Origin of the sequence: Nostoc sp. KVJ20, from assembly GCF_001712795.1 — a bacterium.
Classification (GTDB): Bacteria; Cyanobacteriota; Cyanobacteriia; order Cyanobacteriales; family Nostocaceae; genus Nostoc.
Genome location: NZ_KV757687.1, coordinates 6,398 through 15,875 on the forward strand (window position 1 = coordinate 6,398; position 9,478 = coordinate 15,875).

Annotated in this window: 9 protein-coding genes; 2 read left to right on the plus strand and 7 right to left on the minus strand. The window is 39.4% G+C overall.

The genetic code is table 11. The features are described 5' to 3' along the window. Positions 1-235: 235 nt before the first annotated feature. The 7 genes from A4S05_RS28600 to A4S05_RS42130 form a co-directional block, all read right to left on the minus strand. The gene (locus A4S05_RS28600; RefSeq protein WP_069073169.1) at positions 236-1,198 is read right to left on the minus strand and encodes an XdhC family protein; all 963 of its coding nucleotides are present in this window, start codon (positions 1,196-1,198) and stop codon (positions 236-238) included. A gap of 44 nt (positions 1,199-1,242) precedes the next feature. Further along, positions 1,243-3,897: a molybdopterin-dependent oxidoreductase gene (locus tag A4S05_RS28605; protein ID WP_069073170.1), complete on the minus strand. Its 2,655-nt coding sequence runs from the start codon at positions 3,895-3,897 to the stop codon at positions 1,243-1,245. Further along, a complete protein-coding gene (locus A4S05_RS28610; RefSeq protein ID WP_069073171.1) occupies positions 3,882-4,685 on the minus strand; it encodes an FAD binding domain-containing protein in 804 nt (267 codons plus the stop codon). Before A4S05_RS28610 ends, A4S05_RS28605 begins: the two co-directional genes overlap by 16 nt. A 34-nt stretch (positions 4,686-4,719) precedes the next feature. After that, a complete protein-coding gene (locus tag A4S05_RS28615; RefSeq protein WP_069073172.1) occupies positions 4,720-5,292 on the minus strand; it encodes an ureidoglycolate lyase in 573 nt (190 codons plus the stop codon). Between the two features lie 4 nt (positions 5,293-5,296). Further along, on the minus strand, positions 5,297-6,151 hold the full coding sequence (locus tag A4S05_RS28620) for a polysaccharide deacetylase family protein (protein ID WP_069073173.1): 855 nt from the start codon (positions 6,149-6,151) through the stop codon (positions 5,297-5,299). Between the two features lie 11 nt (positions 6,152-6,162). After that, on the minus strand, positions 6,163-7,092 hold the full coding sequence (locus tag A4S05_RS28625; RefSeq protein ID WP_069073174.1) for a polysaccharide deacetylase family protein: 930 nt from the start codon (positions 7,090-7,092) through the stop codon (positions 6,163-6,165). 94 nt (positions 7,093-7,186) lie between these two features. Continuing rightward, positions 7,187-7,534, minus strand: coding sequence for a hypothetical protein (locus tag A4S05_RS42130; protein WP_176727133.1), 348 nt, complete (start codon positions 7,532-7,534; stop codon positions 7,187-7,189). A gap of 206 nt (positions 7,535-7,740) precedes the next feature. Between A4S05_RS42130 and A4S05_RS28630 the strand changes: the two genes are divergently transcribed. Both A4S05_RS28630 and A4S05_RS28635 read left to right on the plus strand, forming a co-directional pair. Next, complete coding sequence (locus A4S05_RS28630; RefSeq protein WP_069073175.1) at positions 7,741-8,601, plus strand: hypothetical protein; 861 nt, start codon at positions 7,741-7,743, stop codon at positions 8,599-8,601. 90 nt (positions 8,602-8,691) lie between these two features. After that, positions 8,692-9,478, plus strand: a 787-nt coding sequence (locus tag A4S05_RS28635) for a hypothetical protein (RefSeq protein WP_218107990.1), incomplete at its 3' end; no start/stop codon positions are given.

Here is a 9,478-nt window from a genome sequence, read left to right on the forward strand (position 1 = left end):
AGTTGACACCAATGAGCAATGTAATGTGCTTTACCCTTACCCACGTATTTGTATCATTACTAAAGTGAAATGGTATAACGTTTGTATTAAACTCAACTGAGAAGCGCTATAATCCAATACGGTTCAGTTAAGGTTACTGGTGTAGATAATTTGTCTTTGAAGACGCGATGAATCGCCGTCTCTACAAGTGTTTTGTTGCTCATTCTGAACTGTATTGCGCTATAATCATCCAGACTTAAATTTTTTCAGATAAAGAAGTCCCAGAACCACCACGACGAACTTTAATTAACTCAGCACAGATACTAACTGCAATTTCCTCTGGCGTTAAAGCACCAATATCTAAACCAATTGGTGCATATATTTGATGTAGAAATTCCGATTCGTAACCTTCATTTTGCAGGATTTTGTACACAGTGGTGACTCGTTTATTGCTACCAACCATGCCGATATATTTTACTGGATACTTGCATAGCAAGCGTAAAACGGCTAAATCTTGAAGATAACCTCTAGTAACTAAAGCGATATATAAATTAGTATTTTTCTCTAATATCTCTTGAATTGACGTGATAGGTTCTGCTAACACCCGCGACGCATCAGGAAATCTTTCTTTTGTGGCAAACTCTGAGCGATCGTCTTGTACAATAACTTGAAAACCTGCTATTTTTGCAACCTGCGTTAGAGAAACAGCAATATGTCCTGCACCAATAATCAATAATATTGGTGGTGCTACTAAAGGTTCAATTAATGCTGTGGTGTGTAGAGATGCAATTATCTCTGTTTCTAGTAGTAGATAAGGTTTTTCATCTGTATTAAAGGGCGTGATAATTGTTCCAGAACGCCCAGATGTTAAAGTATCTATAATCTGATTAACTAAATTTAAGCTTTCACTGCCTGACCATAACTCTAATAATACTTGCATTGTGCCACCACAAACGCCTTGAGTTTCTCGTTGCGGTGCGCCAGATAAATCAATTTCTACAAATTGTTTTTTACCTATTTGCAGTACTTGCAAAGCTTGCTGATAAACTTTTGCTTCTCCAGCACCACCGCCAATTGTTCCAAATGTTTTAGCATCGGCGCTAATGAACATTTTCGCGCCTACTTCTCTGGGTGTGGAACCTTTAATGCTGGTGACGGTAGCTAAAACTACAGGGCTTTTTTTTAAGGTTTTTGCTAGTTGTTGGTAGAAGTCAAGCATTGATGATGACGAACTGCAAAGGACAGAAAGAAAAGAGTTTCAGTTTAAAAGTTGTTTAGTTTTTGCCAAACTCTTTCGGGTGTTATGGGGAGTTCGTATAGTCTACAATCTGTAGCGATCGCAGCGCGAATCGCGTTTGCTATGGCTGGCGCTGTACAATTGGTGGTGATTTCCCCAACTCCTTTAGCGCCATAAGGGCCGTGGGGGTCGGCTTGTTCTACTAAAATTACTTCTATTGGTGGCATATCTGCTGCTGTGGGGATGCGATATTCTCGCAATGTGGGGTTTAAAATACATCCTTGTTCATCAAATAATAGTTCTTCACTTAAAGCATAGCCAATTCCCATTGCTATTCCCCCCATTGCTTGTCCGTGACAAATTCGCGGATTAATTGCTTTACCTAAATCAATAGCTTGCACACATCGTAAAACTTGAATTTTACCAGTTTCTATATCAACTTCTACTTCCACACCTTGTACAGCGAAAGTTAAAGTTGATTCATCTGCTGCATAAGTTACCTCTTCACTTAATTCTTCTCTGTTATCTCCACACCTCTGCGGTTCATTTTCTAATCTCTCCCGTAATTTTTCCGCCGCTAATTTAACTGCTTGTCCAGAAATATAAATTGTCGCAGAAGCATAAGAACCAGCATCAAAAGGTGTGCGTTGAGTATCTCCAGAAATAATATTGATATCTCCAACACTCACGCCTAAAACTTCTGCTGCTATTTGCCGCAATGTGGTATCTGACCCAGTCCCAACATCTACAGAACCAGTTCTTAATTCATATTTGCTATCAGCTAAAAGTGATAATTTGACTTTGGCAAGGTGAATTTTAGATAATCCACTACCTTGCATAGAAACAGCGAATCCGACACCACGGCGGCGAGAATCTTCTACACTTGGTGGTGTACCAGGAACGTAACCAAGTAACTGGGTAACTTTTTCCCAACATTCGAGAACTGCGTAACTACCAATTAAATTAAAGTGGTCTTCAGACTTCCCTAAATTAATTACATCTCCCGGACGAATAAGATTTTTCAAACGCACTTCTATAGGGTCAATATTGAGTTTATGAGCAATTTCATCGATTTGACTTTCCATTGCAAAAGTGCCTTGAGTTGCACCATAACCGCGAAATGCACCCGCTGGCATTGTATTTGTATAAACGGCAAACCCCCGCAATCTTTTATTTGGACAACGATATAAACCTAGAGGGATATAACCTGATAAAAATACTACTGTCTGTCCATGATTACCATAAGCACCAGTGTTACCAATTATTTCCATATCTTGGGCAATAATTGTACCATCTGCCTTGACACCACTTTTAATTTTTATTGTCATAGCATGGCGGCTATTTGTGGCAATAAATTCCTCTTTTCTGGTAAATTCCCACTGCACGGGTTTACCTGTGCGGAGGGTTGCTAAAACACAGAGGTCTTCTGATAAAATTTCTTGTTTGTTGCCAAATCCACCGCCAATTTGTGCTTTATAAACGCGGATTTTATCTTGAGGAAAGTTGAAAATTTGTGAGAGTAACCGCTGACAATGAAATGGGACTTGAGTACTGGAACGCACAACTAAATTACCATCTGATTCTAGCCAACTAATAGTTATATGCGGTTCGAGGTGGACGTGTTGTACTGCTGGTAGTTTGTAAGTGTTCTCGACAATTAAATCTGCTTCAGAAAATCCCTGTTCTAAATCACCAGATTCGAGAAATATATGTCCAGCGATATTGCGATTTCTATCAGGAATTTGTGATGATTCTGGTTCATCATGAATCACAACACCGCTATCATTCATTGCCTGTGTTGGGTCGATGACATGGGGTAATATTTCATAATCGACGGCAATTAATTGACAAGCTTGTTCGGCAATATTTACTGATTCTGCAACGACAGCCGCAACGCGATCGCCTACAAATCTTACTTTATTATCTAATAGGTAATGATCTAACGGATCGGGTACTGGTTCAGCGTGTCCAGCGGTGGTGTAGGGTATTCTGGGTACATCTTCGTGGGTGAAAATGGCAACAACACCGGGGAGTGCTTTGGCTTCTTGGGTGTCAATTTTGCAGATACGGGCGTGGGGATGTGGCGATCGCAATACTTTAAGATGTAATAATCCAGGTGGTGAAATATCTCCTGTATAGGACGCTTTCCCGGTGACAATGGCTGTACCATCTTGTTTGGGAATGCTTTCTCCTACTGAGTGGGGAGTCGGGAGTCGGGAGTCGGGAGTCGGGAGTGGTGAGTTTTGAGAAAGTCGAATACTGTCAATAATCGCTTGATATCCAGTACAGCGACAGAGGTTGCCTTTTAAAGCTAAACGCAGTTCATCCTCTGATAATTCGGGTAACTTTGCTGCACTCATAATCATCCCAGGTGTGCAGAAACCACATTGAAAACCTTGTGCTACCAGAAATGCTTGCTGCATCGGCGCAAGTTCACCATTCTGGGAAAGTCCTTCTATAGTAGTTACCGATTGATTTTTAATTCGCATTGCCGGATAAATGCAACTATGGATAGGTGTATCATTTACCCAAACTGTGCAAGCACCACAATCGCCAGAATCGCAAACACGATGAACACCAAACCAGCCTAATTGACGTAATAAACTTAAAAGGCTAGTTCCAGGGTGACAATTTTCTGTATAAGACTGATGATTAACTTTAAATTTTAACTGTTCTGGCATAATAAAGCTGATAGCGATCGCTTGATTAAAACTGCCGTCAATTCTCGGCGATAAATTGCACTCGCCTTGGCATCTTCAATAAAATTTACCTTTTGTAAAAACGCGAAATCTTGCGTCTCCATATCGTCTAATTCCAGCAGTTCAGGTGCAGCAACACTAGCACCAATAACACAGCGCACCTGTTGATGATTTCTAGCACTGACAACTATTGCTAAAGCTGGGTCACTTGTAGCAATACCAAAGCGTTGATAATTAACTTTCCATTTTAAATTAGATAGCGGAATTAAAACTCGCCTTAATATTTCTCCTGATTGCAAAATTGTGGATTTAAAACCAAGTTGAAAATCTTTTGCTGCAACTTGATGCGACTCTCCTGTGATATTCCAAATTTCGTAACTTGCATCTAACGCCACCATCAATGGTGCTAAGGTTCCCACTGATAAAGCCAGACAAATATTGCCTCCCACCGTCGCCACATTAATTATTTTTAATGATGCGGCTAATGAAGCAACCGCACTTTTTAATCCCTCGACTGCTGTCCATTCTGCTAACCAAGGATATTCTAATAATTTAATTAATGGACAAGTAGCACCAATAATTAAATAATTTTCTTTAACTTCAATCTCTGACCATCCCAAATGCTGAATATCTACCAGCGCTTTCAGATGTGGTTGTGGTTCAGAAAATAGCCATGTTCCACCCGCTAACCAAGCCCAATTTTCACCCCAATTGGTGATAGTTTGAATATTATCAGGATTTAAATAAGTTTCGACGTTTGGCAAATCCATCTTTTATTTCAACGCAGAGTAGCGCAGAGGTTTTTCAAATATCTAGCTGAATTGTATAACCTAATCTTTTTGGTAGGGAAATCTTATAAACATCGCCTTGATTCATCTCCTCTGGTGTCTGCATTTGACTCAAAGCGGTGACGACTTCATCAGAATTTGCCGTGAGGATGATAACGGAGCGATCGCAAGCTATGGGAAAATCATGCCAAGTACCAATATGCAGCAATAGTCCGTAGCCAGGAGGAAACCGTAGCGCTTTCACTTGATTTAAGTCTGGCAAGGTTTCGCCATTATCGTGATTAGGCGACGCTAAGACCATAATAAATGGTGATTGTCCCAAACCGATAAACATTTGGGTCATGTGTATATGGCGTTCTAGCCAGACAATCGGCGGATATCCTGGCATAATTTTGGCTGTTCGGAAAGTTGCTGTTCCCCGATAGGTAAAATCAATATTTTCGCCTTCTAGTACCCTTTCTTGATAAAAGGGAATTCCTAATCCGGGTTTGCTGACATCATCGCCTAAGAGATGTCCATAGGGTTTGATGTTTTCTGTGTTAGCTTCAATTACGGGTATTTTTAGAATTTGGGTTTGTGAAATAGTCATAATTTCATTGTGATTGATTTATCCAATTGTAAATACCTTCACCTGTCGTTAGCCAAGTATCAGGTTTATTTTTAATATGTAGTAAACATTGTTTTAAATATTTTAATCGCAGTGGTTGACCAACAATAAATGGATGCAAGCCAATCGCCATTACTCGTCCTTCAGATTCTCCATCTTGCCAAAGTTGGTCAAATTGGTCTGTTATTGCTTGGGCAAATTCTACACCAGAAAAGCGGTTACTCAAACACAAGCTAATATCATTTGCTTCGATAGTGTAAGGAATTGCCAACAAGTGACCATTTGGTAATGGATACCAATAAGGTTGGTCATCGTTTACCCAATCAGCGGTATAAACAATTCCGGCTGAATGCAGTAATTCAAAAGTTGACTTGGTAATCGAAAATCCTGGTGTTAACCAACCTTTAGGAGTTTTACCAGTAGCTTGACGAAGCAAAATTATAGTTCTATCAATTATATCTATTTCTGTTTCTCGATCTATGCCATTATGTCCAGTGGAATTATTAATGCCATGCGCCATCACTTCCCAGCTATATTGCTGTATAGCTGCCATAATTTCAGGATAAAATGTACAAATATCGCCGTTAACTGCGGCTGTTACCGGAATTTTTAATTCATCAAATAGTTCAAACAAACGCCAAATACCAACGCGATTTCCATAGTCTCGCCAACCATAGTTAGCAATTTCTGGGTGACTATTTAAATGAGGTTGAATTGCTGTTCCTAGTTTGCCAAAAGTAAAATGTTCTACATTCATCACCACCCACACAGCAACTCTGGCATTATTCGGCAATTTTAATACTGGACGTTGCGTAATTGGTTGAAAAGATGGAGGTTGCATTGTCTTTATCACTAATGATTAAGCTGATGGTTTGGATGTTCATCTTTTGTAATCGTAGGTGAAACTACCTCCAGCAGGTTTTGTTCTTTGGCTTGCATTTCCAAAAGTTGGGGAATCGTCACAAATCGATAGCCTTGAGCCTTCAAACCTGCGATCATTCCTGGTAAAGCCTTAACAGATTTGGAACGGTTTCCGCCCCCATCATGCATCAATACAATTGCACCAGGTCTAGCATATTTCAGCACATTTTTAACCAGCATTGCTACTTGAGGCGAACGAAGTCTAGCATCTCCCGACTCTTCAGACCACATTATGACAGCGTACTTCTCGTTTTTGGCATATTGGGCTAGTCCATTATTCAGAAAGCCACCAGGGGGGCGAAACAGAGTAGTTTTCTCTCCTGTAGTCTTGTAGATGATGTCTGCTGTGCGATCAATTTCACTAGCCGCAGTAGCCCCATCCATTTGAAAATACCAATGATGCCATGTGTGGTTACCAATTACGTGACCATCAGCAGCCACTTGCTTGGCAACTTGGGGAAAATATTTCACCATTTGTCCGAGCATGAAGAACGTTGCCTTGACATCATTTTTCTTCAAAATTTCTAAAATCTGCGCCGTATTTTTGGGGCTGGGCCCATCATCAAAAGTTAGGGCGATAACTTTCTCATTTGCTTTGAGTTTTGCTTGATAAATGATTGTTCCCTGAAATGCCTTTGGCACTTGATTCATCTGGTCTGTAGCTGGGCTGATATTCTGTGCGGATGCACTTATCAGCTTGTTCTGACTAGCTTTACTACTCTCGCTTTTTGGCTTTATAATTCCCAACAGATTCTCAAATCCGCTTGTAGCTAAAAGCAAACTGATACCTAAACTACTAGCACCAGTAAGCAATGTAATGATTACTAATTTAAGTAACAAAGATAATTTACGACTGGACACATTGAATCTCCTCAAATAGTAGTTAACCAATAGGGTCAAGGACTTCGCAGACACCAGCTAAACCTGCTAATCCACCACTAATTAGGAGAGTTAGCTAAATAATGCGTAGGCATAGCCCGTCGTAGATATCGCTCTTTATCCCAGCATACACCGCAGTCTTGGGAATAGAACCAACTACCCGCACGCTGAAAACAAAAATTGAATCAGCATAGATATCAATTACCGAAAACACTTTATGGAAAAAGACTTTCATGAAAATAAGTGTACAAAAGTGGATCTTCTGCGATCGCACATTACCAGAAACAAGCAAAATGTTACAGGTGTAGGGTTTGGGAAGCGATACCAGCGGAACTGCTAAAAAAATTTGTGATTTAATTGCGTTCTGAGAGCGATCATTTACAAGTTTGGCAAGACAAGATGCAAAAGTATAATGTACAAACACTTGTATTTATCGATGTACAATTGAATACTTTACAAATTTTTCGGTAAAATTCCCAAAAAGCAATTATCACCACTAATTTACCTGAAACTACAAAAAGTTGGTGCGAATTCAGTATTTTTACAATTAAGTTTATCTGGCATTTTTTATATATTGATAAAGCTAGCTATTGCTAGGTAAATCATTTAGTTTTAGGTACTAATAAATCCATGTTTAATAGCGAATATAAAAAAGAGGCTCAGGAAAGACTACGCCGTGCAATAAATAAATATGAATATGCCGATAAGTCTTTAAAAAATGCGGCTGCGAGTCTTTACCAAACAAGAGTACAGCATGGAATTGAGACTATTAAAGTGTGTGAAAATTACATCAACACACTTGTTAATTCACCAAAAGAGTTTGACGACGTTGTTGTAGAGCTTAAATTTCAACTTAAAGAAATTACAGGCAAAGATTGGGAATTAATTAATGAAAACCCAAACACCGAGTTTGTAGCAGGTTCTACTGCTGGTGCTGGAGTAATGGCAGGAGCAGGCGTTGCTGTTCTTGGGCCAACAGCTGCTATGGCATTTGCAACCACCTTTGGCACAGCATCAACAGGTATGGCAATATCCTCTCTTTCAGGCGCTGCGGCTACTAATGCTGCTTTAGCTTGGTTAGGAGGTGGTGCTGTGGCTGCCGGAGGTGGAGGGATGGCAGGTGGAAGTACGTTACTAGCATTGGTGGCTGGGCCAGTTGCTTGGACTGTTGGAGGTGTAGCCTTAGCTGGTAGTGGATTATGGTTAAATAAAGAAAATGAGAAAATTGGTGCTGAAGCCAACAAAAGAGCTATTGAATTTGAAGGTTGGATATCTAAAGTTAATACAGCCAAGCAAGAAGTGACACTACTTGAAAAGACCACTATTGAACTAGCTGACCTCATTTACAGCGAAATTAAATACTTCGAGCAAAATGCTCCTAAAGATTACCGTAACTTTAGTGATTTTTTAAAAGAAAGACTGGCAGCTTTAATTAATTCTATCCATGCACTGAGTCAGTCACTAAAAAAAACAGTAGACCTTAAGCTATAGAAATAATTTGTAAGTTTATATTAAGCTACTAACCTTGTTTCGTTGGTAGCTCAATTATTGTGCTAGGTCAACACATGAAAGATTTGGTATATGGATAAATTGGACAATAGACATCAGACAAATCAGTTTATTGCTGCAATTGTAGCAGAAGATAATTTATATCAAGCAGAACAACTAGCTGCGGAACTCAGTAAACAAGATCAAGCCTTTTTTACAGCTATTCAAGAAGTTGATAAAGTCCGTGATTTTTTAGCTAATCCTGAAAATATCTTGGGAAATACAAGCACAAAACACGGTGAAATAGCTGAACAAGTAGAAGTTAGTATTCGTAATGCTAAATCGCTCTTGAACTCTTCGACTCCTCGCGCCACATTTGAGGGAGTTGGAAGAACAGCACCAGAAGATTATTTAATTAACGAGGTTCAGGTACAGTCTAAATTTATCAATGGTACAGGAAATACTCTGGATCATGTTCTCGACCACATGAAAAAATATGATAATTTTGGAAGAGATGGGTCTTTTTACCATATACATAAAGACCAGTATGAGACTATTCAAAAGATTTTGAATGGTGAAAATGTAGAAGGAATAACAACTCGTACTGCTCAAAAATTACAAGAAAAAGTTCAAGAAATAGAGCAAATGTCTGGTCATCCATTTAGCCAAACTGTTAGACCAGGATTATCTAATTACTCAGATGTACAAATAGGTAAAGTGGATGATACGCTAGCTCACCATGAGAAAGAATTGAAGAGAGATAACGCAGAAATTAAAGACAGAATACGTACTGAAGCTCAACCTAACATAGCTGATTTTGGTCGGGTTGCCGTTAAAGGTGCAGTTATAGGAGGTAGCATTAGAGGATGTTTTAAAAGTC

Excerpts from the sequence above, each read along its gene's own strand:
- A4S05_RS28600 (WP_069073169.1), bottom strand. The coding sequence starts at position 1,198 with ATGCTTGACTTCTACCAACAACTAGCAAAAACCTTAAAAAAAAGCCCT.
- A4S05_RS28605 (WP_069073170.1), bottom strand. The coding sequence starts at position 3,897 with ATGCCAGAACAGTTAAAATTTAAAGTTAATCATCAGTCTTATACAGAA.
- A4S05_RS28610 (WP_069073171.1), bottom strand. The coding sequence starts at position 4,685 with ATGGATTTGCCAAACGTCGAAACTTATTTAAATCCTGATAATATTCAA.
- A4S05_RS28615 (WP_069073172.1), bottom strand. The coding sequence starts at position 5,292 with ATGACTATTTCACAAACCCAAATTCTAAAAATACCCGTAATTGAAGCT.
- A4S05_RS28620 (WP_069073173.1), bottom strand. The coding sequence starts at position 6,151 with ATGCAACCTCCATCTTTTCAACCAATTACGCAACGTCCAGTATTAAAA.
- A4S05_RS28630 (WP_069073175.1), top strand. The coding sequence starts at position 7,741 with ATGTTTAATAGCGAATATAAAAAAGAGGCTCAGGAAAGACTACGCCGT.